This is a genomic window from Micromonospora sp. NRRL B-16802 (assembly GCF_001279555.1).
In the GTDB taxonomy this organism is placed as follows: domain Bacteria; phylum Actinomycetota; class Actinomycetes; order Mycobacteriales; family Micromonosporaceae; genus Micromonospora; species Micromonospora profundi.
This window is the reverse complement of sequence record NZ_LGEB01000046.1, coordinates 1-25,534: the sequence shown is the minus strand read 5'-3', so window position 1 is coordinate 25,534 and position 25,534 is coordinate 1. Positions and strand designations below refer to the sequence as shown.

The 25,534-nt window shown below is 70.6% G+C and carries 26 protein-coding genes and 2 tRNA genes; 18 read left to right on the top strand and 10 right to left on the bottom strand.

All coding sequences use genetic code 11. The features are described from left to right. Positions 1-131 precede the first annotated feature (131 nt). The 3 genes from ADK66_RS06535 to ADK66_RS06525 all read left to right on the top strand — a co-directional run bounded on the left by ADK66_RS06535 (position 132) and on the right by ADK66_RS06525 (position 2,367). A complete protein-coding gene (locus ADK66_RS06535; RefSeq protein ID WP_053652997.1) occupies positions 132-1,598 on the top strand; it encodes an amidase in 1,467 nt (488 codons plus the stop codon). Between the two features lie 72 nt (positions 1,599-1,670). Further along, positions 1,671-1,973 (top strand): hypothetical protein, encoded by a 303-nt coding sequence (locus ADK66_RS06530; RefSeq protein ID WP_053652996.1) that lies wholly within the window; start codon positions 1,671-1,673, stop codon positions 1,971-1,973. Further along, the gene (locus ADK66_RS06525) at positions 1,960-2,367 is read left to right on the top strand and encodes a DUF5130 family protein (RefSeq protein ID WP_053652995.1); all 408 of its coding nucleotides are present in this window, start codon (positions 1,960-1,962) and stop codon (positions 2,365-2,367) included. The genes ADK66_RS06530 and ADK66_RS06525 overlap by 14 nt, the downstream gene beginning before the upstream one ends. Before the next feature lie 324 nt (positions 2,368-2,691). Here ADK66_RS06525 and pepN read toward each other — a convergent pair whose 3' ends face one another. Then, complete coding sequence (pepN, locus tag ADK66_RS06520; RefSeq protein ID WP_053652994.1) at positions 2,692-5,241, bottom strand: aminopeptidase N; 2,550 nt, start codon at positions 5,239-5,241, stop codon at positions 2,692-2,694. Between the two features lie 221 nt (positions 5,242-5,462). Between pepN and ADK66_RS06510 the strand changes: the two genes are divergently transcribed. The 4 genes from ADK66_RS06510 (at position 5,463) to ADK66_RS06495 (ending at position 8,752) form a co-directional block, all read left to right on the top strand. Next, positions 5,463-6,089: a DsbA family protein gene (locus ADK66_RS06510; protein ID WP_053652992.1), complete on the top strand. Its 627-nt coding sequence runs from the start codon at positions 5,463-5,465 to the stop codon at positions 6,087-6,089. A 181-nt stretch (positions 6,090-6,270) separates the two neighbouring features. Next, positions 6,271-6,909 carry a hypothetical protein gene (locus ADK66_RS06505; protein WP_157552295.1) on the top strand — a complete coding sequence of 213 codons (639 nt, stop codon included), beginning with the start codon at positions 6,271-6,273 and terminating at the stop codon, positions 6,907-6,909. Between the two features lie 89 nt (positions 6,910-6,998). Then, on the top strand, positions 6,999-8,198 hold the full coding sequence (locus ADK66_RS06500) for a DUF1015 family protein (protein ID WP_053652990.1): 1,200 nt from the start codon (positions 6,999-7,001) through the stop codon (positions 8,196-8,198). Between the two features lie 86 nt (positions 8,199-8,284). Further along, a complete protein-coding gene (locus ADK66_RS06495; protein WP_053652989.1) occupies positions 8,285-8,752 on the top strand; it encodes a ribose-5-phosphate isomerase in 468 nt (155 codons plus the stop codon). Between the two features lie 52 nt (positions 8,753-8,804). Here the strand turns inward: ADK66_RS06495 and ADK66_RS06490 are convergent, their stop codons facing one another. Beyond that, a complete protein-coding gene (locus tag ADK66_RS06490) occupies positions 8,805-9,158 on the bottom strand; it encodes a hypothetical protein (RefSeq protein ID WP_053652988.1) in 354 nt (117 codons plus the stop codon). A 138-nt stretch (positions 9,159-9,296) separates the two neighbouring features. On the opposite strand from ADK66_RS06490, the gene ADK66_RS06485 reads away from it, so the two are divergent. Next, positions 9,297-9,845 (top strand): hypothetical protein, encoded by a 549-nt coding sequence (locus ADK66_RS06485; protein WP_053652987.1) that lies wholly within the window; start codon positions 9,297-9,299, stop codon positions 9,843-9,845. 144 nt (positions 9,846-9,989) lie between these two features. Here ADK66_RS06485 and ADK66_RS06480 read toward each other — a convergent pair whose 3' ends face one another. The 3 genes from ADK66_RS06480 to ADK66_RS06470 form a co-directional block, all read right to left on the bottom strand. Further along, the gene (locus ADK66_RS06480) at positions 9,990-10,256 is read right to left on the bottom strand and encodes a hypothetical protein (protein WP_053652986.1); all 267 of its coding nucleotides are present in this window, start codon (positions 10,254-10,256) and stop codon (positions 9,990-9,992) included. A 95-nt stretch (positions 10,257-10,351) separates the two neighbouring features. Beyond that, entirely contained in the window at positions 10,352-12,493 is a 2,142-nt protein-coding gene (locus ADK66_RS06475; protein WP_053652985.1) for a M14 family zinc carboxypeptidase, read from the bottom strand. An 89-nt stretch (positions 12,494-12,582) separates the two neighbouring features. Next, a complete protein-coding gene (locus tag ADK66_RS06470; RefSeq protein ID WP_167943011.1) occupies positions 12,583-13,185 on the bottom strand; it encodes a hypothetical protein in 603 nt (200 codons plus the stop codon). 129 nt (positions 13,186-13,314) lie between these two features. Here ADK66_RS06470 and ADK66_RS32210 point away from each other — a divergent pair, with 129 nt between their 5' ends. Together ADK66_RS32210 and ADK66_RS32205 are read left to right on the top strand one after the other, a co-directional pair. After that, positions 13,315-14,079 (top strand): hypothetical protein, encoded by a 765-nt coding sequence (locus tag ADK66_RS32210; RefSeq protein WP_231639933.1) that lies wholly within the window; start codon positions 13,315-13,317, stop codon positions 14,077-14,079. Between the two features lie 72 nt (positions 14,080-14,151). Then, entirely contained in the window at positions 14,152-14,847 is a 696-nt protein-coding gene (locus ADK66_RS32205) for a HEAT repeat domain-containing protein (RefSeq protein ID WP_231639932.1), read from the top strand. Here the strand turns inward: ADK66_RS32205 and ADK66_RS06460 are convergent. Both ADK66_RS06460 and ADK66_RS06455 read right to left on the bottom strand, forming a co-directional pair. Beyond that, entirely contained in the window at positions 14,822-15,265 is a 444-nt protein-coding gene (locus ADK66_RS06460) for a hypothetical protein (protein ID WP_157552293.1), read from the bottom strand. The genes ADK66_RS32205 and ADK66_RS06460 overlap by 26 nt on opposite strands. Before the next feature lie 191 nt (positions 15,266-15,456). Further along, on the bottom strand, positions 15,457-16,182 hold the full coding sequence (locus ADK66_RS06455) for an SIMPL domain-containing protein (RefSeq protein ID WP_231639931.1): 726 nt from the start codon (positions 16,180-16,182) through the stop codon (positions 15,457-15,459). A gap of 109 nt (positions 16,183-16,291) precedes the next feature. On the opposite strand from ADK66_RS06455, the gene ADK66_RS06450 reads away from it, so the two are divergent. Further along, positions 16,292-17,227 carry a hypothetical protein gene (locus tag ADK66_RS06450; protein ID WP_053652981.1) on the top strand — a complete coding sequence of 312 codons (936 nt, stop codon included), beginning with the start codon at positions 16,292-16,294 and terminating at the stop codon, positions 17,225-17,227. Between the two features lie 135 nt (positions 17,228-17,362). Here ADK66_RS06450 and ADK66_RS06445 read toward each other — a convergent pair. Beyond that, positions 17,363-17,436: transfer RNA gene (locus tag ADK66_RS06445), tRNA-Gly, on the bottom strand. 334 nt (positions 17,437-17,770) lie between these two features. Between ADK66_RS06445 and ADK66_RS06440 the strand changes: the two genes are divergently transcribed. The 5 genes from ADK66_RS06440 to clpX all read left to right on the top strand — a co-directional run bounded on the left by ADK66_RS06440 (position 17,771) and on the right by clpX (position 22,326). Next, a tRNA-Pro gene (locus tag ADK66_RS06440) sits at positions 17,771-17,844 on the top strand. 118 nt (positions 17,845-17,962) lie between these two features. Then, positions 17,963-19,309: a trigger factor gene (gene tig / locus ADK66_RS06435; protein ID WP_053652980.1), complete on the top strand. Its 1,347-nt coding sequence runs from the start codon at positions 17,963-17,965 to the stop codon at positions 19,307-19,309. 195 nt (positions 19,310-19,504) lie between these two features. Next, positions 19,505-20,146: an ATP-dependent Clp protease proteolytic subunit gene (locus ADK66_RS06430; protein ID WP_053652979.1), complete on the top strand. Its 642-nt coding sequence runs from the start codon at positions 19,505-19,507 to the stop codon at positions 20,144-20,146. A gap of 10 nt (positions 20,147-20,156) precedes the next feature. Further along, the gene (locus ADK66_RS06425; protein ID WP_053652978.1) at positions 20,157-20,819 is read left to right on the top strand and encodes an ATP-dependent Clp protease proteolytic subunit; all 663 of its coding nucleotides are present in this window, start codon (positions 20,157-20,159) and stop codon (positions 20,817-20,819) included. A gap of 211 nt (positions 20,820-21,030) precedes the next feature. After that, entirely contained in the window at positions 21,031-22,326 is a 1,296-nt protein-coding gene (gene clpX, locus ADK66_RS06420) for an ATP-dependent Clp protease ATP-binding subunit ClpX (protein WP_053652977.1), read from the top strand. A gap of 24 nt (positions 22,327-22,350) precedes the next feature. Here the strand turns inward: clpX and ADK66_RS06415 are convergent, their stop codons facing one another. After that, positions 22,351-22,974 carry a cupin domain-containing protein gene (locus ADK66_RS06415; protein ID WP_053652976.1) on the bottom strand — a complete coding sequence of 208 codons (624 nt, stop codon included), beginning with the start codon at positions 22,972-22,974 and terminating at the stop codon, positions 22,351-22,353. Between the two features lie 41 nt (positions 22,975-23,015). Here ADK66_RS06415 and ADK66_RS06410 point away from each other — a divergent pair, with 41 nt between their 5' ends. After that, positions 23,016-23,849, top strand: a complete 834-nt coding sequence (locus tag ADK66_RS06410; protein WP_053652975.1) for a DMT family transporter — start codon at positions 23,016-23,018, stop codon at positions 23,847-23,849. A gap of 39 nt (positions 23,850-23,888) precedes the next feature. Further along, the gene (locus tag ADK66_RS06405; RefSeq protein ID WP_053652974.1) at positions 23,889-24,686 is read left to right on the top strand and encodes a carbon-nitrogen hydrolase family protein; all 798 of its coding nucleotides are present in this window, start codon (positions 23,889-23,891) and stop codon (positions 24,684-24,686) included. Between the two features lie 4 nt (positions 24,687-24,690). Here the strand turns inward: ADK66_RS06405 and ADK66_RS06400 are convergent, their stop codons facing one another. Beyond that, positions 24,691-24,915 (bottom strand): hypothetical protein, encoded by a 225-nt coding sequence (locus ADK66_RS06400; RefSeq protein ID WP_053652973.1) that lies wholly within the window; start codon positions 24,913-24,915, stop codon positions 24,691-24,693. Positions 24,916-25,534 lie beyond the last annotated feature (619 nt).

The following is a 25,534-nucleotide window of genomic DNA, read 5'->3' as shown; positions in this document are numbered from 1 at the left end:
CCCCGCCGGGGCGCCGCCGCCCCGCCGGGGCGCGAACAGATCTTGGACAGTTTCCGTCCGCCCGGATCGGAAACTGTCCAAGATCTGCGTGGCGGCGCTCGTCGGAACCGGCTGGGCGGCAGGATGACGGGATGGTTGAGCCGCACGACCTGACCGCGTTGGAGCAGGCAGCCGCCATGGCCCGAGGTGAGTTGTCAAGCGTCGACCTCGTCGAGCACTACCTGCACCGGGTGGCAGCCCTCGGCGACACCGTTGGCGCGTTCGTCACCGTCACCCCGGAACTCGCCCGGGAGGCCGCCAGGGCCGCCGACGCCGTGCCGGCCGAGGCGCGCGGGCCACTGCACGGCGTACCCACAGCGATCAAGGACCTCACCCTCACCGCCGGGGTCCGCACCACCTTCGGCTCGGCTGCCTTCGCCGACTACGTCCCGCCCGTCGACGCCGACGTGGTCCGGTTCATCAAGGCCGCCGGCCTGGTCAGCCTCGGCAAGACGACCACGTCCGAGCTGGGCTGCTCGCTCTACTCCGAGGGCCGCGTCGCGCCGCCGGCCCGCAACCCGTGGCAGTTGGCGTACACCGCAGGGGGTTCCAGTGGTGGTGCGGCGGCGGCCGTGGCGGCCGGGCTGGTCCCGGTCGCCCAGGGCTCCGACGGTGGCGGCTCGCTGCGCATCCCGGCGTCGCTCTGCGGCCTGGTCGGCTACAAGCCCAGTCGCGGCGTGGTGTCCGGCGGGCCGCTCGGCTCCGGCGCGTTCGGCCTGCCCACAAGCGGCCCGCTCGGACGGACCGTCGCCGACGTCGCCGCGCTGCTCGACGTGATGGCCGTGCCGGTGCCCGGCGAGCCCTACCTGGCGCCGCTCGCCCCGCCCGGGGGATACCTGGCCGCGGCCCGCCGGGCCGACCCCGGCCGGCTGCGGATCGGCCGTTTCACCACGCCGATGCTCGCCGACGAGCCGGTGCACCCCGACTGCGTGGCCGCCGTCGACCGGGCCGCCGCGCTGCTCACCGCCGCAGGCCACGAAGTGGTCGAGGTGCCACCGCCGCTCGGCCCCGAGGCGTGGCCGCTGTTCGAGACCATCTGGTACGTGCTGGCGCTCTCCCCGGTGGACCCGCAGCGGGAGGCAGAGCTGCTGCCGCTGACCCGGCTGCTACGTGCCCGGGGCGCCGCGATCTCCGCCGGTACGTTGGCAGCCACCCTCGGCGAGTTGCAGGCCCAGGTCCGCCTCGGCGCCCGCCGTACCGCCGGATGCGACATGCTGCTCTGCCCCACGCTCGCCGCGCCGCAGGCGCCCATCGGATGGTTCACTGCCGACGGTGACCCGGCAGCCGACTTCGACAGGCAACGCCGATTCTCGCCCTACTGTGCCATTTTCAACGTCACCGGCGACCCCTCGGTGTCCCTGCCGGTCGGCACCACAGCCGCCGACGGGCTGCCCGTCGGTGTGCTGCTCACCGGCCGGTACGGCGACGACGCGCGGCTTCTCGAGACGGCTGCGCAACTGGAATACTCCAGTGACTGGTGGGATCGCCACCCCGCAATCTGGCGGGCTGTCGACTCCGCTAACGTGAATAGCGACGGAATCGGCCGGCCACCATTGTGACCGTCCATCCGGCCCGGTTGTTCGAGGTCCTTCTTCCGCCTGGGGGCGTTGGGATTGTCTGTTACCGAGACGTTGCTGGTCTTCGTCGGCATCCCCGTGGCTGCGGTGTTGGTGATCGCCGGCCTGGCGTACGCCGGAAGCCGCGGTGGTGGCACCGGCGGCGGCGGTGGCGGTGGCGCCAAGCGCTACCGGCCCGGCCGGCCCTTCGACTTCACCCCGGTCTGGTTCCTGGGCCGCCCGGGGCAGCTGGCCGACTCGGCCGGCACCGCGCTGGCGGCGGGCGCGCAGGCACCCGCCCTGACCAGCCACAAGCTTGAGCAGGCCAGCGTCGAGGCGCCGGCCGGTGGAACCGGAGGCGCAAGTGACCGTTGGTGAGAAGCAGACCGGTACGGAAAACCCGCCGGAGGTGCTGGACGGGCCGTTCTCGACCCGCCAGCTGCTGCGCATCGACGAGGCCCTGCGCCTGGCCGACCAGGGCACCGGCCTGGTCTTCTCGATCTTCGTCGGCGGTCTCGACGAGCCGGTCCGTGAGCACGCCCAGCGGCTGCACCGCCAGCTCGCCGACCCCGACCGGTCCGTGCTGATCGCGGTGTCGCCCAACCAGCGCCAGTTGGAGATCGTCACAGGGCGGTACGCCCGTAAGCGCATCCCCGACACGTACGCCAAGCTGGCCGCGCTCTCCATGGTCGGCGCGTTCAGCGGCGGTGACCTGGCCGGCGGCATCATCAACGGCCTCGACCAGCTGGCCAGCCACGCCGGCAAGGGCTGAGCCCACCTCGTACGACGAAGCCCGGTCCCGCTCTCGGCGGGCCGGGCTTCGGTCTGTCCAGGGCTGTCGGTCAGCGCGGCCAGGCGGACGGGTCGAGTCGCATCTCCCACGGCTCGGCATCGGTCACCGGGTCAGGCTCCCATCGATGATCTCGTAGCGGTTGCCGTCGGTGGGCAGGTCGAACAGGTCCTGCTCCTGCCAGCCCCGATCCGGTGGTTGCCACTGGTAGATCGGATGTGCCATCACGTCCGCCTCCTCCCGTCACGATAACGCCGGGGGCCGGCGCGGGTTCACACCCACGCCGACCCCCGGCGGTGGTAGCGGTCAGGCGCCCTGGGCGTCCTTCGCGCGGGCCTTGAGCGCCCGCACCACACCGTCGCGGCCCTCGGCGACAAGGCGGCGCAGCGGAGCCGGATGCCCGTCCTCGGCCAGCCACGCGTCGGTGGCCGCCACAGTGTCGTCGTCCACCAGGTAGGCCGGGTACGCCAACTGGGCGAACTCCTGCGCCGGCTCGCTGTCCCGGGTCGCCCACACCGCGCCGACCGCCGCGAAGTACCGCTCCCGGTACGGGGTGATCAGCTCCACCTGCGTCGGGTGGGCGAAGCCCTGCAACAGTGCCCGGTGCCGCCAGTTCGGCAGCGCCTCCGGACCGGTCAGCAGATCCCAGACGGCCGCCTTGTTGGCGGTGGTGGGCACCAGCGCGTGCACGTACGCGGCCTCCCGCTCGCCACTCGCGGTGCGGTCACCGGCCAGCTCCGCCTCGATCTCGGCGGGGCCGGCCGCGCCGTTGGCCACGAGTGCGCCGAGAACCGCCCAGCGCAGCTCGGTGTCCACTGTCAGCCCTTCGGGCGCGCCGGTGCCGTCCAGCCAGCCGCGCAGCGTCGCCAGGTCCTCGTCGGAGCGTGCCGCCGACGCGTACCCCCGAGCCCAGGCCAGCTGGAAGCCGCTGCCGGCCTCGGCCGCGGCGAGCGCGTCCTTTGCGGTACGGGCCAGGTCGGCCCAGCCGGTCGGTGCCCACGCCGGGTCGGCGTACAGGGTGAGTGCGGTGGTGGCCTGACGCAGGGTGGCGGTGACCAGGTTGATGTCGGTCTCCGCGGGCAGCCCGGCCAGCACCAGCGCCACGTAGTCACGGGCGGCCAGCTCGGCGTCGCGGGTCATGTCCCACGCGGCGGTCCAGCACAGCGCGCGGGCCAGCGACGAGTCGAAGCCGCCGATGTGCTGCACCACAGTCGACATCGACCGGTCGTCCAGGCGCAGCTTGGTGTAGCTCAGGTCGTCGTCGTTGAGCAGCAGCACGTCGGCCGCCCGCACACCGCGCAGCTCGGCGATGTCAGTCCGCTCGCCGGTCACGTCGACCTCGTACCGTTCGCGGCGCACCAGCCGGTCGTCGACCAGGTCGTAGAGGCCCACGCCGATCCGGTGCGTACGCAGCGTCGGGTACGCCGCCGGCGCCTCCTGCCGCACCACCACCTGCTCGTACGTGCCGTCCGCGCCGATCGTCAGCTCCGGCCGCAGCGTGTTTACCTGCGCGGTCTCCAGCCACTGCGCCGCGAACTTGCGCAGCTCCCGCCCCGAGGCCGCCTCCAGCTCGGTGAGCAGGTCGTCGAAGGTGGCGTTGCCCCACGCGTACTTCGCGAAGTACGCCCGCAGCCCGGCCACGAACGGCTCCTCACCCACGTACGCGACGAGCTGCTTGAGCACGCTCGCGCCCTTGGCGTAGGTGATGCCGTCGAAGTTGACCTCGACGGCCTCCATGTCCGGCATCTCGGTGTAGACCGGGTGGGTGGAGGAGAGCTGGTCCTGCCGGTAGCCCCAGTTCTTCCGGATGGACAGGAACGTCGTCCACGCCTCGGTGAACCGGGTGGCGTGGGTGTTGCACCAGTGGCTGGCCCACTCGGCGAACGACTCGTTGAGCCACAGGTCGTTCCACCAGCGCATGGTGACCAGGTCACCGAACCACATGTGGGCCATCTCGTGCAGGATCGTGTTGGCCCGCTGCTCGTACTCGAAGTCGGTGACCTGCGAGCGGAACAGGTAGTGCGACTCGGCGTGCGTCACGCAGCCGAAGTTCTCCATCGCGCCGGCGTTGAAGTCGGGCACCCACAGCTGGTCGTACTTCGGCAGCGGGTAGCGCACACCGAACTTCTCGTGGAAGAAGTCGAAGCCCTGCTTGGTGACGAGGAACAGGTCGTCGGTGTCCATGTGCTGCGCCATCGACGCCCGGCAGAACGCACCCAGGTCGATGCCGTCGTGGGTGTCGCGCACCTCGTGGTACGGCCCGGCGCACATCGCCGTGATGTAGGTGCTCATCCGGGGCGACTCGGTGAAGTGCAGCGTCTTGAGCCCTTCACCCGCGGGCTCCTCGCGCTGCACGGGCATGTTGGACACGGCCCGCCAGTGCGCCGGGACCGTGGCGTGCCAGGTGTAGACGCTCTTCAGGTCGGGCTGGTCGAAGCAGGCGAACACCTTCTGCGCGTCGGCCGTCTCGAACTGGCTGTAGAGGTACGTCTCGCCGTCGACCGGGTCGACGGTGCGGTGCAGCCCCTGGCCGCTGTTGGAGTACGCGAAGTCCGCGTCGACGACCAGGACGTTCTCGCTGGCCAGGCCGGTGAGCGTCAGGCCCTTCTCGGCCGACCAGTCGGACAGGTCGACGGGAGCGCCGTTCAGGGTTGCTGATCGCACCGACTCGGCGGCCAGCTCGATGAACGTGCTCGCACCCGGCTCGGTACAACCGAACCGGACCTCGGTTGTCGACCGGAACGTGCGGCCCTCGGCCGCCAGCACGGCGGTTGACAGGTCCAGACTGATGTCGTACCCGATCACGTCGAGCAGGCTGGCCCGCTCGGTCGCCTCGACCTGCGTCAGGTTGCGCACTCCCGGCACTGTTCGTCTCCATCCCACATTTCGCCGTACGCCCGGCGGCGCCCGTCTGCCGACCACTCCTGGCGCCGGCCCGGCCCCGAGTCTTCCACGGACGGGCAGCCCGCGGTGGCCGAGGTCACGCTCTCGTTCAGGTGCCGGTCGATGGGCTGCGGGGTGAGGATCAAAGGTGCGGCGTCGCACACCTGACGCCACCGTCATGAAGGGACCTCACAGTGACCGATCGTGTCACCGCCGACATGTGGTTCGACCCGGCCTGCCCGTGGGCGTGGATCACGTCCCGCTGGCTGCTCGAAGTCGAGCAGGTCCGTGACGTGGACATTCGTTTCCACGTGATGAGCCTGGCCGTGCTCAACGACGGCCGGGACGAGCTGCCGGAGGAGTACAGGGAATTCCTGAAGACCGCGTGGGGGCCGGTGCGGGTCTGCATCGCCGCCGAGCAGCGGTACGGCAACGACGCCCTGCGCCCGCTCTACACCGCGCTCGGCACCCGGATCCACCTCGGCCGGGAGGAGCGGGGCCACGAGCTGTACGTCGCCGCGCTTACCGACGCCGGCCTGGACCCGGCGCTGGCCGCGGCAGCCGACAGCACCGAGTACGACGAGGCGCTGCGGGCCAGCCACGAGGCCGGTATGCGTCCGGTCGGCCAGGACGTGGGCACCCCTGTCGTCCACGCGCCCGGCCCGGACGGCAGCCCTGTCGCGTTCTTCGGCCCGGTGATCACGCCAGCGCCGAAGGGTGAGGCGGCCGGCCGGCTCTGGGACGGCGTGCTGCTGGTGGCCGGTACCCCCGGCTTCTACGAGCTCAAGCGCACCCGCGAGCAGGACCCGATTTTCGACTGATCCACGCGTACCCGCGCCCCCGTCCGGTCATCCTCGGTTGTCCTGGCGGGGGCGCGCCGCGCCGGACGACGGGTACGCCTTGCGGTCACGGCGTCACCGGTAGGCGGGCGGCGTCGTTTCCCTCGGTGTCCGCCGCAGCGACCCGCAGGGCCGCACCCCGCAGCTCGTGGAGGCAATCCCGATGGCGAAGCACCGTGCGTCCGGTGACGATCAGTTGACCCGACAGGGGGTGATCGAGACTCTCGACCCGGCGTACTGGTCGGTCGACGACTCCCGCTGGCCTACGGTCCGACCCGACCTACCGGCACACCTCGTGGACATGCTCGCGCCGCCCATCGTGGTCGGCGTGGCCCGGGTGCCTGTCACCTCCCGCCTGACCCCGCCCACCTCGCCGGCCGGGGGCGTGCCCGCCGCGCCGGCCGGGAGCGCACCGGTGGTGTCGACCACGTCGGCCGCCGAGCCCGTGCCGACAGCCGTGCCCGCGCCTGCGTCCGTCGTGCCCGTGCCGTCCGTCGCGCCCGTGCCTGCGGCTGTGCCGGCCGTCGCGGCCGCGCCGGTGCCCGTAACGGCGGCAGCTCCGGCTGAGCCGGCCCCGCCCCCGCCGGCGCCCACCGCTCCGCGTCCCGTGCCGACGCCGCCGCTGAGCCCGCGGCCGGTTCCGGCGCCGCCGCCCGAGCGTCCCGTGCCGGGGCCGCCCGCCTCGCCCCGCCGCAACGCGATAAGCGGCCCGGTCGGGACCGGCCGGCGGGGCAACAACGGCGGTCCGGTGGTCGCTGGCCGGCACCGCCGGCACAACGGCGCATCCGGTCGCGCCGGCTGACCTCGGAACCCTGCTACAGCACTTTCATCTGGTGGACGCCGCGCGGGTCCCCGCCGGTGGTACCGCCAGCGCCGGTAGCGTCAGTGGGCATGACGGTCGTGCATCCGATCGCCCGGGCCTGGATCACCACTGGCGGCACCGGCGCGCAGAACTATGACGAGTTCGCTGACGACGCGGAGATCACCTCGATCATCGAGGCGAACCCGCACAGTGCCCTCGGCATCGAAATGCCGCACCGGGCGCCAGACAGCCTGGGCAAGTCCTTCCTCGACGCGCTGCCGGACTCGGTGGCCCGCCTCGCCGAGGCAAAGGCCGACGGCAGCTACACCCCGGCCGAGCAGGTGGTGGTGCTGTACCGGATCAGCGCCCCCGACGAGTCCCCGGCGTACGGGCTGTTCGCGATGGTGGACACCGACCAGATCTCCACCCGGGCCGACGAGCCGGGCCTGGTCATCCGCAACGAGGACGTCTTCATCGCGAAGGTGCGTGAGCGGGTGGCGCTGGCCGAGGCGCTCGGTCACCTGCTCTCACCCGTACTCCTGTTGCAGACCGGCAGTGGCGACGAGCTGCACGCCGCGCTCGCGGCGGCGACCGAGACGGCCGGCGTGCCCGCCGCGACGGACACCGACCAGGCGGGGCGCACCCACGCCATCTGGCTGATCGGCCCCGGGCCGGAGCAGGACACGCTCACCGCCCTCGCCAGCGGCGGCGAACTGGTCGTCGCCGACGGCAACCACCGCAGCCTGGCCGCCCAGACCGGTGGGCTGCCGCGCTTCCTGGCCGTGGTGACCACCCCCGCGTCGGTGGCCATTCAGCCCTACAACCGGCTGGTCAGCGAGCTGACCACCACCCCCGCCGAGCTGCTCGACCGGTTGCGCGCGTCCGGCGCGGAGGTCGAGCCGATCGACGGCCCGGTCGAGGTTCCGGCGGCCGGCGGCACCGTCCATCTCCGGCTCGCGGGCCAGGGGTACGCGGTGCGGCTGCCCGCCACCGCCGCCGACCGGCTGGAGAACCTGGACCACGCCCAGGTCGAGCGACTGCTGCTGCGCGACGCGCTGGGACTGGAGCCGGGCGACAAGCGGATCACCTACGTCGGCGGTGACTACCCGGCGAGCTGGCTCACCGGTGAAGTCGACGCCGGCCGGGCCGAGCTGGCCATCCTGATCGCGCCGGTGACGGTGGAGGACTTCGTCGCGGTGAACCTGGCCCGGGAGAAGATGCCCCGCAAGAGCACCTGGTTCACCCCGAAGGCGCGCGGCGGTCTGGTGGTCGCGGAGCTGCCGCACTGACGGTGCCCCGCGCACCTGTGTGACATACCCGGCTCGGGGACGCCGCCCCTGCGGCGTCCCCGACAGCGGCCTGAGAGACTGCGCGTATGCGCGTCTACCTGGGATCCGATCACGCCGGTTTCGAGTTGAAGGTGCACCTGGCCAACTATCTGGCCAAGCAGGGGTACGACGTGGTCGACGTCGGCCCGCACAACTTCGACCCGGACGACGACTACCCGGCCTTCTGCCTGCACACCGGCGACCGGGTGGTGGCCGACGAGAACGCTCTCGGCATTGTCATCGGCGGGTCCGGCAACGGTGAGCAGATCGCCGCGAACAAGATCGCGGGCGTACGCGCCGCACTGGCCTGGAGCGTCGAGACCGCGGAGTTGGCACGCCAGCACAACAACGCGAACGTGGTCGCTGTCGGTGCCCGCCAGCACACCCTGGACGAGGCCACCGCCATCGTCGAGGCGTTCCTGAACACCCCGTTCTCCGGCAACGAGCGGCACGCACGGCGTATCGACCAGGTCGCCGAGTACGAGCGGACCCGCCAGCTGCCCGACCTGCCCTGACCTACTCGCGGGCTACCGCTGACCGTGCCTGCGCTGACCGTGCTCGGCGCGGTCAGCGTGGCGCGCGGGGGAGGTCCTCGCGGGGCACCCAGTTGCGCCGGACGACGACCACCCGGGCTTCCGCCTCGGCGAGGTCGGCGTCGGTGGGCCGTGCCGCGTCCCGGGCCCGCAGCGCGGCGCTCAGCCCCACCTGCGACGAGCCGGAGCCGACCAGCCCGCGCAGGCCCCGCTCGCCGTCACGCTCGTCACCGTTGGCGCTGCCGTTGCGGCGGCGCGGCGGCGGTGGCGAATCCACGCCGTCGTGCACACCGGCCGTGCTGACCGTCGACCCGTCGACGCCCGGCCCGGCCGGGTCGGGGGCGATCTGGTGCCGTAGCCGTCGCCTGCGTCGGTCCGGGTCACCCATCAGTCGACCGTACCCCGGCCGGTGTCGTATCCGACACCTGGTGCGGGTCCGCGACGTACGGGATTCGGCGACCGATTTGCCGGCTGGCTACCCTCGGGTTCAGGCGGTGTTGGTGCCGCCGGTCAGGGGGAGGACAAGATGGCAGACCAGACGCAGCCGTGGGCGGAGCGAACCGTGGAGGTGCCACCGCAGGCCGGCGTCGGTGTGCCGCCACAGCGGGACGGTTTCCGCCGTGGTGTGGCGCCGGTGGGTCAGTCGGCCAACCCGCGTACCGTGCCGTTCCCGGTTGTCGGGCAGGAGCCGACCGGGACGGGCTGGCCGGGCGAGCAGGCGCCGCGCCGGCCGTTGAGCTGGCGGCTGGCGCAGCTACGTCGCGGCGGCGAGTGGAGCGCGGCGGGTGGCCTGTTCGCGTTCGTCTGCTGGGGGATCTGGGCGCTCTCCGGTCAGGGTGACCTGTCGGGCCCGCTGCTGGTGCTGGTGTTGAGCCTGCTGGTGGCGGTCGGCCTGTTCGCGCTGTCCCGGTTGATCGGCCGAATGGTGCTGGAGCGGCAGCTCGGACGGGTCCGGCGTACCGCTCGGGGTGCCCACCTGGCGACCGCTGTCTTCCTCGTCGGCCTCGGCGTGGCGTGGCTCCAGCAGACCGAGTGGGTCGTCTCCGCCTGGAACTGGATCTCCACGAACACCTGATCCGGCGTACGCCCGGGCGGGCGGGCTCTCGCCGCCCGCCCGCGCGACACCGGTCGTCTCCCCACCAGGCAGTGCCGCTGCTTACCCGGCCGGCCACGGTTCATCCGTGGCCGGCCGGGCCGATTGGTGCCGTCGTTGTGCGGGTCAGTGGCTTCCGCCGTGCCCCTCGGCGTCGGCGCGCGGTGAGACGACCCGGGCGGCCGGGTCCTCGACGCCGGGCTCGCCGCCGTCGGGGGCGACCATCCCGTCGTAGTTGTAGAGCGGCCCGCCGTCGTCGTGGTGCTTGGTGGTCCGGATGTAGCGGTGCATCATGCCGTCGATTTCGATCTCTACGAGGGCGTCTCCACCGGTGTCGTGGGTGCTGCCGTCCCGGGGGCCGCCGATCAGGTGTGCGGTGCTCTTCGTCTCCATGAAGAGAAGCCGTACCCGACGGCAACCGGCCGGAAACAGCCGAAATGCCACCAGGCGGTGCCGCGCCCACGATCGGGTGCGGCACCGCCTGAGGGTCAGCCCTGGGCGGCTGCGTAGTCGCGGGCCACCCGGACCAGCTCGACCAGCCCGCCGGCGTACTCCTGAGATTCGCCGTGTGCCTCGTCGAACGGCGGCTGGAAGCCGACGCCCTCCCACTCGCCCGTCGTCGGGTTCCACCTGTCGTTGCCGACCTCGAAGTCCCAGGCGAAGATGCCCAGCTCGTAGTAGAGCTGGTCGGCGGAGTTGCCGGCGGCGGAGTAGAGCACGTCGGCGACCGGGCCGGTCTGCGACGGCCAGGTCACGGTGCCGCGTTCCTGCGCGATGGCGCCGACGATCCGCCGGGCGCTGTTGAGGAACAGCGTCGACTCGTCGATCGACGGCCGGGGCAGCGTGATCCGCCCGTCGGCCCGGTACGCCCCCGGCGGCCACATGAAGTACCCGCCGTAGGAGTGCACGTTCATCGCGAACTTGATGTTGGTGTGGGCCCGGGCAAGCGCGATGACGTTGCTGCTCTCGGCCTCGGACAGCTCGGCCGTGCCCGCGTAGTTGCCGGACAGGCAGTTGGCGCTGGCGCCCACGTACCCGTCGAAGTACGACCCGACCGTGTAGTTGCGGTTGACGTCGACGCCCCACGAGTTGCGGTTCTTCGGGTCGCGGGCCGGCCCGGTGCAGTGGTTCACAAGGTTCTTGCGCTGGAAGTTGTAGTCGTTGAACGAGTAGTTCGCGCCATCCGGGTTGACCGTCGGGATGACGAAGATGTCCACCTGTTCCAGCAGCTCACGGGTTGCCGCGTCGGTGCGGTAGTTGGCGAGCATCCGCTCGGCGAACTCAAGCGTCACCAGCGGCGTGGCCCACTCCCGGGCGTGTTCCTGGGAGTACGCGAGCACACCGACCCGGGAGCCGTCGCGGTGTACGCCGAGGCGCAGCGCCTGCACCGTCCACGGCTTCGCCGGCACCTCGGTGCCCTGGAGGCCGTCGTCGAGCCGGGCGGGGCCGGCGACCGGCATGGGCAGCCCGGCCGAGCCGTCCTCGACGGTGGCTCGGAACCGGTTCGGTTGCCGGGCGTTGATGGCCGCCGCGACCTCGTCGGTGGTGGTCACCGTCTTGCCGGCGGTGTCGGTGGCCAGCGAGACGGTGAGCACCCGGTCGCGGTAGCCAACTGTCAGCGGTCGGTTCCGCCGGCCCGGGTCGACAGTGCGCACCTGCACGCCGTTCATGTTCTGGTCGCCGAAGCGGACCGACTCGACGACCACGGCGGCGACCGCCGGGTCACCGAGGTACGCGGCGGCGGTGCGCCGGTACCCCTGGGTCTTGTTCGGCAGGTCGATGACGTCCACCAGGTCCCGGTACTGGCGGGCCAGCCGCTTGATCCGCGCCTGGATGTCCACAGGCGTCAGGTACGCGTCGATGAAGTCCTTCTGGTAGCCGGCGGGCAGCGGGGGCGGGGTGGCGTTCGGCCAGAGCGCCGGAGTGACCACCCGGCTGACCCCGCCGAGGCTGGAGGTGGCGGTCAACTGGACCGGCCGGCTCGGCACCGGCTGGGGGAGGTTGTAGTGGTACTGGTACTCACCCGAATCCTCGAACCGGTACAGCGGGAACGAGCCGGTGGCGCCGTCGGCCGTCCGCCAACTGACGGTGATCTCCACGTCCGGGTCGTCGGTGGCGGTGGTGGCCACCTGGGCCTGGAGGAACGTCTGACCGCCGGTCGTCCACCAGTACGCCTGCTGCACCTGGAGGGTGTCGACGGCGGCAGCGGTGGTGGTCCGCTCGCCAGCGTTGGCCGACGGCGCGCGCAGCCCGGCAGCGGTGCGGGCCTGGGCCGCGCGGACGCTCTCGGCGAAGTGCCGGCTGCCGTCCCCGGCGCGCTGCACGATCTGCACAGCTGTCGCGCCCTGTGCGGTCAGGTCCGCGAGCTGTGCGCCGGTGAGCACCAGGTCGGCGAGGATCCGTCCGTCGCGGGCCCTGGGCCGGTTGGCGAGGTCCGCGCCGCTGGCGACCAGACGGTCGAGCTGCGCCTGGTCGCGCAGCTGCACCCTTACCAGAGCGGTTTCGGTGGTGGTCAGGGTGATGGGTGCGGGCGCGGTGGGTGCCGCGGTGGCCGGACCGGGGTGGGACAGTGCCGCGCTGATCAGGATCGCTGTGGTGGCGGCAGCTGTCCACCGTCGTCGGACGATCATGTGCCCTCCTGACGGACGTCGATGTCACTGCTGCCCACACCAGTGCACGGATCGACACCTGTCAAGAGATCTGGGGCGCCCGCAGCGGGTCACCCACCCTGCGCGGAGGTGCGCTCCCGCTGGAGGCGGGCCCTGCGTACACCGCGTCGAACCATGCGGGCCACCGCCAGCAACAGGCCGGTGACCGCGCCTACGGCTGCCACACCCAACGCCGCAAGGCTGCCCAGTGCGGTCTCCTTGGGGCCGTAGAAGCGTGGCGGATCACCGATCGACAGGGCCGCCTGCGGACCGGTATTCGCTGCCGTGCAGGTCACCTCGTAGCTGGCGGCTGGCCTGGCGTGAAGCGTGAGCAGGCCGCGCCACTGTCCGTCGTCGAGCGTGATGCCCTTGAGGAGCGCGCCTTCCTGCCTGAACTCGACAATCTCGATGCCGTCCTTTGGCGACGCCGCGCACGTGACGTCAGGAGGGCCTCCATCGGTCGTCCTGTACCACACCAGCTTTTCGTCCGAGAGCTGCACGGTGACCGCCTGGCCCAGCGGGAGGGGCTGTCCCAGGTCACCTTCGGAGCGGAGGACGAACAGCAACATCACGGAGCCGGCCAGCGCGACAGCAATGGGGATCAGTGACACAAGGAAGAACCAGTTACGACGGGGCCGCGTTTCCACGGGGCTGACGACCGGAGAGGGAGTCATGGCGAGATCATGGACTGGGATCGGGCGCGGCGCCAGGGGTGTGCTGGCGTCCGCGCCGAGCATCGCGTACGGCAGCATGATCGTGTGAGGTGGTGGACACCGAGGCACGGGGACAGACCCAGCGCGGACGTGGCGTTGGCGGCAATCGTCGCCGCTGCCCGCCGTGCCGTCGGTGGTGGCAGGGAGCCATTGGACGACCTCGCCTCCCTGCTGACCGACGTCGCCGCCACAGACGACAGCGACCTGGGTCGGGCGGCGCTCGCCGTGATCGCAGAGTCCCCGAGGCTCACCGCCTGGCTCGACAACTCCGCCCGGCAGACGGTGTGGCACCGGCCCAGCCGGTCTTCGCAACTGAACCAGTTGATCAAGCGGCTGCACCAGCCCACAGTGGCCCCGCTCGTCGCGGCGTTGGCGAGCATCCACTCCGACGGCCACGTCCGTGAACGCGCGGTGCGGGTCATGCTCACCGATCGAAGCCCCGACCTGCTGCCGTTCCTGGCGCTGCGCACCGGGGACTGGGTCGCGCAGGTCCGGGAGCCGGCCCGCGCGGGTCTCGCGTTGCTGCTCGCCGACGACCCGGCCAGGTACCTTCCGGCGGCGCTGCCGATGGCACTCCTGATGGACGCACGCACGCGCGGCGGCTTCGCCGTCAACCAGGTCACGGCCGCGCTGCTCAGCGCACCGCCAGCCGTACGCCGAGTGGTCGGCGCCGCCGGCTCGCCGGCCCAGCGGCGGCTCGTCTTCGAACTGGAGATGACGCAACGCCGGCTGCGCATCGACGACCTGGTCGCCGTCGCCGAGTCCGAGACCGACGTACGCCTCCGTTCGCTCGCGGCCGAAGCCGCCTGCCGGGAAGCGGTGTGGACCGGCCGGCTCCCGATCCTGCGGCGGTAGGCCCGCGACCGTCGGCCGGACGTACGCTCCGTCGCCCTCACCGGCCTGCTGCGCCTCGGGGAGCAGGCCGAGGTGGCCACGCGCCTCGACGACACCGCGTCGCTGGTGCGGGCCATCGCCCGGGAGGCCGCGCGCCGCGCCGGCATCGACGCCAGGGCGCACTACCGGGCGTCGATCGGTGGCCCGGAGCCCACGCCGGGCGCGATCGCCGGGTTCAGCGAAACCGCCTCGGAGTCCGACGCGCACCTGCTCGACGGACTTCTCAGCCACCCGGCCGCGAAGATCCGCGCTGCGGCCGTACGCGGCCTCCGCCACCTCGGCGCCGTGGACGCCCACCAGGTCACGCCACTGCTGACGGACCCGTCACCGTCGGTCGTCCGCGAGGCCGTCAACGCGCTACGACCAGTCGCGGCAACCCTTGCGGCGGAGCTGCCCTGGCAGTTGCTCGCCGGACCGCGGGTGGAGTTGCGGCGCGCGGGCTACCGGCTGCTCGGCACCCGGGACGTACCCGAGCGGTTGCGCGCCGCCCTTCTCCTGGCCGTCGACCCGGATCCCGGGCTGGCCCGACGCGGCCGCGCCGACCTCACCCGGCTCGTGCGGGACGCCGACCACACCACCTGGCGGCGTACCCGACTGCCCACACTCGACATCCCGCCCGCGCAACGCGCCGACCTCGGCGCACTTGCCCAACGCGCGGCGCCCGCCGTCGGCGAGCAGGTCAGCGCACAGCTCGCCGCGTGGCTCACGAGGTCTGTGCAGGCGGGCTGAGGTCCGACCGCTGCCTGGTCCGTTCGTGGTAGGTGGCGAAGTCGAAGAAGCGCAGACCGTCAACCGTCACGTCGTCGGCGATCTCTTCTGCCGTCCACGGATGGTCGGAGTAGTCGTCCACGGCGACACCGCCCCGTACGAGCAGCGCCAACGTCAGACGGCGTACCTCAACCGTCCCGTCGACCCGGCCGGAGACGTCGACCTGAAGCGCCCAACCGGGTAGCCGGCCGCACGCCCTGGTCAGCCCTCGCACGGCCTCCGGCTCCCAATCCGCGTACAGGTCTTCGCCCGCACTGGTCAGCTCCCCGTACAGGCACCCGTCCACGAGCCATGGATTCCTCTGACCCGGAGACAACCGGTCCAGCAGAGCGACGACGGAAGCCTGCTCCGATTCCGGAAAGACGAATACGGTACGCACGGCCGCAGCGTCGCACACGCCAGCCCATCCGACGGGACGGGTCTGTACGACTGCCGGCCTCGCGCTCGCCACGGCAAGATCCGCAGCGGGGGAGAGGTAAACGGGCCGGCAGGTAACCCGAGCCCTGATGACCTCGCGCCTCGCGGCAGCTGCACGCACATGATGTTGAGCGTCCGCGCTTGCGGGTTTGGTCAGGCACCGGCTACGGCATAGCCAAGGACCACGGCGGCGGACACGACGACGTGGCCTGGGGCGAGGTCCTGGGCGCTCGTAGCGGCGGCCTCGGCGTGGCCGCGGTAGCGGGCAGCGCCCGGCTGTTCCGGGTCGATGTCCTCAATGTGCAGGACCGCACCGATGCGTACGCTGGCGGCCTCGGCGTACAGCTCGGCCTTTGCCCGGGCCGCGGCCACTGCCTGGCGCCGAGCCTCGGCCCGCAGTTCGCGCTTGCCTGTGACGTCGAAGTCGACGCCCTCGATCTCGTTGGCACCCGCCGAGACGATGTCGATCAGCAGTGGTTCGACGTCGTCCAGTACGCCGGACTGGACCGCAAAGGCCGCCTGGCATTGGTAGCCGATGAACCTGCGTGACCCGTCCGCGTATTCGGTGGCTGTCTTCAGGTCCAGGCGCGAACCCTCGACCGCCGCGTCGGCTATCCCGTGCTCGCGCAGTGCGCCGCGCACGGCCCGCACGGCTGTGCGGGCCGCCTCGAACGCGGCGGCCGGGGTCTGCTCCAGCCGTACGATCTTGAACCTTACGCGTACAAGATTCGGTAGGGCCTTCACGCTCGCTGCACCGAACGCGGTGATGCCCCAGGGGCGTTCCACCATTTGCATGAACGCCGATCCAACCAGACTGTCTTCCGCCCCGTGCTCCCGGTATGCCAACCACCTGACCGACTGCGCGGATGCCAGGTACAAGACGTCCTCAGGGAATGTCGGCCTTACGCGATATGGGGTTCGCGCGGGCCGCGGATGTCGCCCCGACACCTCACACTTGACGTGACTCGACGGCGACGAGGAGGCCCGCGTGGGGGAGTTCAACACCCAGGACGTCAACGTCGTGAAACGCCTCGCCACCGTCGCCGCCATCGTCGGCACCGTAATGGTCGGCTGCGGGGTGGGAACCCTGCTGATACCCCTGTCGGGTGCCGACTCTCCTGAGCCAGGGGCTCCGGTGCCGCCGGAACGACCTGAGGGCCTGGACCCAGGGGCACCAACGGCGAAACCTACGCCGGAGCAAAAGCAGAGCGAATACCTGAACGCCCTCCTCACCGACCGGGCCGCCCTCTACAGCGGCAACGCCAGCGCCCGCCTGCGACAGCAGGTCGAAGTCGGTGAATCTTTCCCCGTCGCTCTCGCCGTGTGCGCCCCCGGCAACATCCCATGCACCGTCAACCCATCCGAACCACCACAGCAACTGCCCAAGAACCCCACCCGTCCAGCTGAGGCGGAGGAGTTGGGCAACGTGCCGGTCGGCGGCCGAGTGCAGGCGGAACTGTCCTGGTACGGCAGTGACGCAACAGTCAGAGCCAGCAGCCCACCGGAGCAGGTCATAGCCGCGCCCGGTGATGTTGCCGAGTGGCGCTGGTCGGTGCAGGTCGGCGCGAACCCGGGGCGGCTGATTTTCCAGATCAGCGTGACAAGCCTGAGGGGCGACAGCAACGTACCGCTGTTCCCCACCCGCTACTTCGACCTTGACGTGGAGGTGACGGACACGGTTCAGAACCGCACCAGCGTGATCGTGGCCGCGCTGAACCGCTTCGTGGTTGGTGCCGGGTCGGGGATGGCCGCGCTGGGCGCCACGATCGTCGCCTATCTGACGTATCGGCGTGCGCGGCAGGAGCGAGCTGGCAAGCGTGCCGCCGAGCAGGGGTCGGGCGATGCCGGGGGCGGGCGGGAGGCCGGTTTATCGCTGCGGAAGCGCCGCCGCCGGCCACGAAAGCCTGGGCGGGGCGAGACCTGATCCCGGCGCCGCAGCAAGCGCGCGGCCGGCGTGATGTGACACCGTGTGTGATAGATCAGTGGCACGAAGGCCGATCGCCAACGACCACGGTTGAGCCGGTGATCGATGATCAAGGTGCTGGCCTGCGCGTGTTGTTGGAGCGGGCGACGGGAATCGAACCCGCACCGTCAGTTTGGAAGACTGAAGCTCTACCATTGAGCTACGCCCGCGCACACCCCGCCGAAACGGGACGCGCCGACAGCGTACCCAATGCCCCTGGCCCCCGCGCCACCGCCTTGCGTCGCTCCTCCACCGCCGCGCATTCCGTCCAAGATCTGCGCAACTTCAGGGAAAGTGGTGCCTCACGGCGCGCGGATACCACTACATCCCTGATGTTGTGCGGATCTTGCGGGCAGCCACGCGCGCAGGCCACGATTTCCTTGATGTTGTGCGGATCTTGCAGGTGCCCACGCGCGGGCCGCGCCCGCTTTCGGGGAATCTGTCCCGGTGGGGACGCCCCGGCACCGCTCGCGGGGCGGCGACGGCATAGACTGCACGTCGCCACGGGGTGTGGCGCAGCTTGGTAGCGCACTCGCTTTGGGAGCGAGGGGCCGTGGGTTCAAATCCCGCCACCCCGACTGTCGTCAGCGTCCGGGTCGCCCCGGGCGCTAGTGGCCGGCCGTGCCGGCTCGCCTACACTCGATGGGCCAATCGAAGGCCCAGACTAAAAACCAAGATCCGTCAAGGAGTACGCCTGTGAAGAGCACCGTCGAGACTCTGAGCCCGACGCGCGTGCGGCTCGCCATCGAGGTGCCGTTCGTCGAGCTCGAGCCGAGCCTCAAGAAGGCGTACCGGGAGATCGGTTCGCAGGTCCAGGTTCCGGGCTTCCGCCGGGGCAAGGTGCCGACCGCGGTGATCGACCAGCGGGTGGGCCGGGGCACCGTCCTCAACGAGGCGGTCCAGGACGCCATCCCGGAGAACATCCTCGCCGCCGTGCGGGAGCACGACCTGAAGACGCTTGGTCGTCCGGAGGTCGAGATCACCGAGTTCAACGACGGTGACTCGCTGAACTTCACGGCCGAGGTCGACGTCCGCCCGGAGATCACCCTGCCCGACGCGAGCACCATCGAGGTGACCGTCGACGAGCTGCAGATCGACGAGAGCGAGATCGACGAGCAGGTGAAGAACCTGCGTGAGCGGTTCGCCACCCTCAAGACGGTCGAGCGGGCCGCCGCCGAGGGCGACTACGTGCAGATCGACCTGAACGCGACTGTCGACGGCGAGGACGTGCCCGGCGGTCAGGCCAGCAACATCTCCCACGAGGTGGGCAGCAAGCAGCTCCTGCCGGGCCTGGACGAGGCAGTGGTCGGCCTCGCCGCCGGCGACAACACCACCTTCACCACCCAGTTGGTCGGCGGCGACTTCGCCGGCCGGGACGCCGACGTGGCGGTGACCGTGCGCACGGTCAAGGAGAAGGAGCTGCCGGAGCTGAACGACGACTTCGCCCAGATGGCGAGCGAGTTCGACACCATCGAGGAGCTGCGCGGCGACCTGCGGGCCCGGGTCACGCAGGGCAAGCAGGTCGAGCAGATCTACGCCGCGCGGGACAAGGCGCTGGCGCAGCTTGTCGAGGCCGCCGAGGTGCCGGCGCCGGAGGGTGTCATCCGCGAGGAGGTCGCCAGCCGCAAGCAGGCCATGGTCGACCAGCTGGAGCGGATCGGCGCCTCCCTGGAGGAGTACCTCGCTGCCGAGGAGAAGACCGAGGAGCAGATCGACGCCGAGCTGACCGAGGCGGCGACCGAGGGCGTCAAGGTGCAGCTCCTGCTGGACACGCTTGCCGACGCCGAGGACGTGCAGGTCTCCGACGACGAGTTCGGTCACGAGATCGTGCACCGGGCGCAGCGCGCCGGGATGGCTCCGCAGCAGTACTACGACCAGCTGGTGCGCTCGGGCGCTGCTGCCGCGGTCTTCGGTGACGTGCGCCGGGGCAAGGCGCTCGCCGCCGTCATGGAGCGGATCACGATCAAGGACTCGGCCGGCAACGAGGTCACCCTGGACGCGCTGCGCGCAGCCAACGAGGCGGAGCACAACCACGAGCACTGATCGTCGGGTGCGGCCGCCGTCCGCCGCTTGCGCGGTGCACGGCGGCCACACCCATTCCCGGGTACGCCCGGAAGCCCGCGCCGCGGGTGCGCCCGACCCAACTGCGCTGAGAGCGAACAGTGCCCCGACCGGGACTCTGCCGCCTCGGGTAGCGGTTAGTGTCGGGAAAGACGGTACGGAGAGCGAAGGGCTGCCATGACCGACATGCACATCCCAACGACGTCGCGCCGGGCGATCGATGCCCGCGGTGGCGACTCGATTGGCAACCTCGACGACTCGGTCTACAACCGGTTGCTCAAGGAACGCATCATCTTCCTGGGCAGCGAGGTGACCGACCAGGTCGCCAACCGCATCTGCGCGCAGCTGCTGCTGCTCGCCGCGGAGGACCCGGACCGCGACATCAACCTGTGGATCAACTCGCCGGGTGGCTCGGTCTACTCCGGCATGGCCATCTACGACACCATGCAGTTCATCGACAACGACGTGTCGACAGTGGCGATGGGCATGGCTGCCTCGATGGGCCAGCTGCTGCTCTGCGCGGGCACCAAGGGCAAGCGGTACGCGCTGCCGCACGCCCGGATCATGATGCACCAGCCGTCCGGTGGTCTGGGCGGCACGGCGTCCGACATCGCCATCCAGGCGGAGCAGATGCTCTACACGAAGCGCATGTTCCAGGAGCGGGTCGCGCACCACACCGGCCAGAGCCAGTCGCAGATCGAGGCGGACTCGGACCGGGACCGTTGGTTCACCGCCCAGGAGGCCATGGACTACGGCTTCATCGACAAGGTGATCATCGGGGCCGCTCAGGTTCCGGATGGCGCCGGGACCCTGAGCTGAGGAGCTGACGATGACCGATCTGAGCTTGCCGCCCCAGTTCGCGGCCGTGCACAACCGTTACGTCCTCCCGTCGTTCGTCGAGCGCACGTCGTACGGGGTCAAGGAGTCCAACCCGTACAACAAGCTCTTCGAGGACCGGATCATCTTCCTCGGTGTGCAGGTGGACGACGCGTCGGCGAACGACGTGATGGCCCAGCTGCTCACGCTGGAGGGCACCGACCCGGACCGCGACATCATCATGTACATCAACTCGCCGGGTGGCTCGTTCACGGCCATGACGGCGATCTACGACACCATGCAGTACGTCCGTCCGGACATCTCCACTGTGTGCCTCGGACAGGCGGCCAGCGCGGCTGCGGTGCTGCTGTCGGCGGGCACCGCGGGTAAGCGGATGGCTCTTCCGAACTCGCGGATCATCATCCACCAGCCGGCCACCGAGGGCGGCTACGGGCAGGGCTCGGACATCGAGATCCAGGCGCGGGAGATCCTGCGGATGCGGACGCAGCTGGAGGACATGCTGTCCCGCCACTGCAACCGCCCGATCGAGCAGGTTCGCAAGGACATCGACCGTGACAAGATCATGACGGCCGAGGAGTCCAAGGAGTACGGGCTGGTCGACACCATCCTGACCAGTCGTAAGAAGGGCCTGCTGGCTGCCAACGCGGCCAGCTGAGTCAGCACCGGGTCAGAGGTTGGCCGGGGCACCCGTTCCCGGCCGACCTCTGACACACCCGTTTTGGGGGTCGGAGAATGCCCCGTCAGCGGGTAACGTCGGGTCCGTACCGCTTCGCCGGTTCGGCCGGTGAGGTGAACCAAGCCGGGCGGCGCGCAGCGTCCGCAGGTCAGGGCCGGGTCTCCGGCCGATGAGTGCAGGGAGAACGTAGGTGGCACGGATCGGTGACGGCGGCGACCTACTTAAATGCTCCTTCTGCGGCAAGTCGCAGAAGCAGGTGAAGAAGCTCATCGCGGGCCCAGGGGTCTACATCTGCGACGAGTGCATCGATCTCTGTAACGAGATCATCGAAGAGGAGCTGGCCGAGTCCGGCGAGGTGAAGTGGGAAGAGCTTCCCAAGCCGATGGAGATCTGCCAGTTCCTCGACAACTACGTCGTGGGGCAGGACCAGGCCAAGAAGGCGCTCGCCGTCGCGGTCTACAACCACTACAAGCGGATCCAGGCTGAGGCGGCCGGTGCGCCGGGCTCCGGCAATGACGCCGTCGAGCTGGCCAAGTCCAACATCCTGCTGCTCGGCCCGACGGGTTGCGGCAAGACCCACCTGGCGCAGACGCTCGCGCGGATGTTGAACGTCCCGTTCGCCATCGCCGACGCCACAGCGCTGACCGAGGCGGGTTACGTCGGCGAGGACGTGGAGAACATCCTCCTCAAGCTGATCCAGGCCGCCGACTACGACATCAAGCGCGCCGAGACCGGCATCATCTACATCGACGAGGTCGACAAGATCGCCCGCAAGTCGGAGAACCCGTCGATCACTCGTGACGTCTCCGGCGAGGGCGTGCAGCAGGCACTGCTCAAGATGCTCGAAGGCACTGTGGCGAACGTCCCGCCGCAGGGCGGTCGTAAGCACCCGCACCAGGAGTTCATCCAGATCGACACCACGAACGTGCTGTTCATCTGCGGTGGCGCGTTCGCGGGCCTCGACCAGATCATCGAGTCCCGCACCGGGCAGGGTGGCACCGGCTTCGGTGCCCGGCTCCGGTCGGTGTCCGAGCGGTCGACCGACGATATCTTCAGCCAGGTCATGCCGGAAGATATGCTCAAGTTCGGGCTGATCCCGGAGTTCGTCGGCCGCCTGCCGGTGATCACCAACGTCCGGAGCCTGGACCGCAGCGCCCTGGTGCGGATCCTCACCGAGCCCCGTAACGCCCTGGTGCGGCAATATCAGCGCCTCTTCGAGTTGGACGGCGTCGAGCTGGAGTTCGACGAGCCGGCCCTGGAGGCGATTGCCGACCAGGCCATGCTGCGGGGCACGGGCGCCCGCGGTCTACGGGCCATCATCGAGGAAGTGCTGCTCTCCGCGATGTACGAGGTGCCGAGCAACCCCGACGCCGCCCGGGTGCTGATCACCCGCGAGGTCGTCCTGGAGAACGTCAACCCGACGATCGTTCCGCGCGAGTTCACCGGGCGCCGTGCCCGGCGGGACCGCGAGGAGAAGTCGGCCTGATCCTCCCCGCGTCACGCCGGTCGCTCAGTCCTGACGCGGCCGGCGTGATCGCGTTCGGCGGTCCCACTCGCCCGACGGGATGACCACCACCATCATCAGTTTCGCCGGCTCGTCGGTGTCGTTGCGGTAGCCGTGCTCCCGGTCGGCGTGGAACTCGATCGTCTCGCCGGCCTGGACTGTGTGGTCCTGCCCGTCGACCAGGACGACAACCGTGCCGGTCAGCACGTGCACGACCTCGCGGGTGCCGCGGGAGTGGTCGGCGGAGCGGTGCGCCTCGCCGGGTTCCAGCCGCCAGTCCCACAGCTCGACAAGGTCCGGTTCGCCGAGCCCGCTGAGCAGGTGGGCGGTGCCGCCGTGCTCGCCCTGCCAGAGCACTGGTGCCTCCGCCGCGGTGGTGATCTTCACGGCGCGTTCCTCGTCGGGCTCCAGCAGTCGCGCGATGTTGACGCCGAACGCGTCAGCGACCCGGCACAGCGTGCCGATGCTCGGGTTGGTGCGGGAGTTCTCGATCTGCACGAGCATCGCCTTGCTCACCCCGGAGCGGCCGGCCAACTCCTCGAAGGACCAGCCCCGGGCAGCGCGTAGCTCACGTACCTGCCGGGCCACAGCAGCGGTCACCGCGCCCACCCGGCCTGCGGCCTCGGTCATCAAACTATCCTTCACGGTCACTATTATGGTACGACTGACGCATGCTCCCCATTGTCCTCGCAGCGATTTCCGCAGTCGCGTTCGGCACGGCCGACTTTTCCGGCGGAAAGGCGTCCCGCCGGGCTCACCCGATCGCCGTGACCGTCGTCTCCCAACTGCTGAGCGTCCCGCTGCTGGTCGTGCTGGTGCTGGTCGTGCCTGGCACGCTGACCGTCCGGGACACCGCCTGGGGGCTGCTCGCCGGGTTGGCCGGCGCCAGCGGCGTCATGCTGCTGTACCGAGCGCTGGCCGGCGGGATGATGGCCGTCGTGGCGCCGGTCACCGCGATCACCGCCGCTGTGGTGCCGATCGTCGCCGGCCTGTTCACCGCGTCCTTCCCGGGTGCCTTGGCGCTCACCGGCGCCGGCCTCGCGGTGCTGGCGATCGCGCTGGTCAGCCTGGGTGCGAGCGGCGGCCGGGCCAGCGTGCCGGCGCGCCAGGTCGGCCTCGCGCTCGCCGCCGGTGCGCTGTTCGGCGTCTTCTACACGCTCCTGGGTCAGGCCGACGAGAGCGCCGGCATGTGGCCGGTGGCGGCGGTACGGGTCAGCTCGATCGCCTTCGGCCTCGCGCTGGCCGTCGGCACCGGCGTGCGGTTGCGCCTCGGGCGACGGGTGCTGGTCTGGGCGGCGGTCGCCGGTGTGCTCGACAGCGCCGCCAACGCGCTCTTCCTGGCCGCCGCCGCCCGGGGGCACCTCAGCATCGTGGCGGCGATCGCCGCGCTCTACCCGGCCAGCACTGTGCTCCTCGCACTAGCCGTCGACCGGGAGCGCCTGCGGCCGATCCAGGTCGCCGGCCTCGGGTTCGCCGCCGGGGCCCTGGTGCTCGCCAGCATCTGACGCTGTCCGTACCGGCCGTCCCGGCCGTACTCTGGGATCATGCGCGTCGCAGTCTGCCAGCTGAACGCCCGGGACGACCGCAAGGCAAACCTGGCCGCCGCCGAGGTTCTGCTGGAACGCGCCGCCGCCGGCGGCGCGGACCTGGCCATCCTCCCGGAGTACGTCGACTATCTCGGCCCCGCCGCGGGGATGCCCGAGCCGGAGCCGGTCGACGGCGAGGTGGGCAGCTTCTTCGCCGGGGTCGCGCGGCGGCTCGGCATCTGGGTGGTGGCCGGCTCGTTCCACGAGGTCGGCCCGGATCCGGCGCACACCTTCAACACCTCGCTGGTCTTCGACCGGACGGGCAGCCTGGCCGCGAGCTACCGAAAGATCCATCTGTACGACGTGGAGATCCCCGGCCGGGTGTCCTATCTGGAATCCGCGAGTGTCGCGCCCGGGGTCCAACCCGTCGTGGTGGACGTCGAAGGGCTCCGGGTCGGGCTGTCGATCTGCTACGACCTGCGCTTTCCCGAGCTCTACCGGCAGCTCACCAGCGAGGGCGGCGCCCATCTGCTCGTGGTCCCGGCGGCGTTCATGCTGCACACCGGCCGCGACCACTGGGAGGTGCTGCTGCGGGCGCGGGCGATCGAAAACCAGTGCTACGTGGCGGCGGCCGGTCAGACCGGCGACCACGACCCCGGCCGCACCTGCTTCGGACGCAGCATGATGATCGACCCGTGGGGGACGGTCCTCACCCAGCTGCCGGACGGGTCCGGAGTCGCCTTCGCCGACCTCGATCTCGACAGGCTCGCCACGATCCGCGCCGAACTGCCCAGCCTGGCCAACCGCCGACTCTGAGCGGTCAGCCCTCCAGCAGGACGCCGATCGCCGCGAGACCGACGATGACCCCGCCGGTCACCAGCAGGGCGGTGGTCATCCGGGACCTGCCGCGCCGGGCCAGCTGTCGTACCGAGAGCACCAGGACGACGAGCACGACGGCGCCGATCACCACCTGCCAGAACGGCAGAAGGAGGCCGAGCAGGGCTTCCTCGGCGAGCACCGTGGCGTCCGGCCCGGGTTCATCCATGCCTGACACTCTGGCACGCCGTTGCACTCCGCGTCGGGCACCACTCGGTCCCGTGGGCCAGAACCCGCACCAGGCAGTACGCCGTCCAATGGAGCAGAGCTCGCGCCGGACGCCGCGGGGGTCTTGCGATCAGCCAGTGATGAAACCTGATTTGCCTTCTCGGGGCGGTCCGCGTAACTTTCTCTCTGCACGGGGGAGGCCGGACAAACGGGCCAAGACCGGGCACCAGGCTCGGGGCGGCAACGCCGAGCGAGGCTGGAGATTCGGGCGGTGCGGAACACTCCGGAAACGGGGTTGCGGACGCGAAGCCGACCGGGTAGAGTTCTGAAGCCGGCAGGAGCCGGGCGGAGAGCCGCGAAGCGGTGATCGGCCGGTCTGCGGCTTCCCACGACAGTAACGACCACCGGGTACGGTGTGCGTCATCGTGGGTCCCGGACGAACCACAATTGATCGCCTCGGACACGAGGTTGACAATGAAAGTTCGACCAAGTAAGTTTGAGCGGTTGCCCCGAAACGGGATCCTTCGGGTTTCTGGTCGGTGTGTGGTTGTTCTTTGAGAACTCAACAGGGTGCTTTGTAAAGCCAGTGCCAATTATGATTTATACCCCGGACTGGTCGG

Bases quoted from the DNA above. Each gene is read 5' to 3' on its own strand.
- ADK66_RS06535 (WP_053652997.1), top strand. From the start codon at position 132: ATGGTTGAGCCGCACGACCTGACCGCGTTGGAGCAGGCAGCCGCCATG.
- ADK66_RS06505 (WP_157552295.1), top strand. From the start codon at position 6,271: ATGGCGAAGCACCGTGCGTCCGGTGACGATCAGTTGACCCGACAGGGG.
- ADK66_RS06500 (WP_053652990.1), top strand. From the start codon at position 6,999: ATGACGGTCGTGCATCCGATCGCCCGGGCCTGGATCACCACTGGCGGC.
- ADK66_RS06495 (WP_053652989.1), top strand. From the start codon at position 8,285: ATGCGCGTCTACCTGGGATCCGATCACGCCGGTTTCGAGTTGAAGGTG.
- ADK66_RS06490 (WP_053652988.1), bottom strand. From the start codon at position 9,158: ATGGGTGACCCGGACCGACGCAGGCGACGGCTACGGCACCAGATCGCC.
- ADK66_RS06485 (WP_053652987.1), top strand. From the start codon at position 9,297: ATGGCAGACCAGACGCAGCCGTGGGCGGAGCGAACCGTGGAGGTGCCA.
- ADK66_RS06480 (WP_053652986.1), bottom strand. From the start codon at position 10,256: ATGGAGACGAAGAGCACCGCACACCTGATCGGCGGCCCCCGGGACGGC.
- ADK66_RS06475 (WP_053652985.1), bottom strand. From the start codon at position 12,493: ATGATCGTCCGACGACGGTGGACAGCTGCCGCCACCACAGCGATCCTG.
- ADK66_RS06470 (WP_167943011.1), bottom strand. From the start codon at position 13,185: ATGACTCCCTCTCCGGTCGTCAGCCCCGTGGAAACGCGGCCCCGTCGT.
- ADK66_RS06430 (WP_053652979.1), top strand. From the start codon at position 19,505: ATGACCGACATGCACATCCCAACGACGTCGCGCCGGGCGATCGATGCC.
- ADK66_RS06425 (WP_053652978.1), top strand. From the start codon at position 20,157: ATGACCGATCTGAGCTTGCCGCCCCAGTTCGCGGCCGTGCACAACCGT.
- ADK66_RS06415 (WP_053652976.1), bottom strand. From the start codon at position 22,974: ATGACCGAGGCCGCAGGCCGGGTGGGCGCGGTGACCGCTGCTGTGGCC.
- ADK66_RS06410 (WP_053652975.1), top strand. From the start codon at position 23,016: ATGCTCCCCATTGTCCTCGCAGCGATTTCCGCAGTCGCGTTCGGCACG.
- ADK66_RS06405 (WP_053652974.1), top strand. From the start codon at position 23,889: ATGCGCGTCGCAGTCTGCCAGCTGAACGCCCGGGACGACCGCAAGGCA.
- ADK66_RS06400 (WP_053652973.1), bottom strand. From the start codon at position 24,915: ATGGATGAACCCGGGCCGGACGCCACGGTGCTCGCCGAGGAAGCCCTG.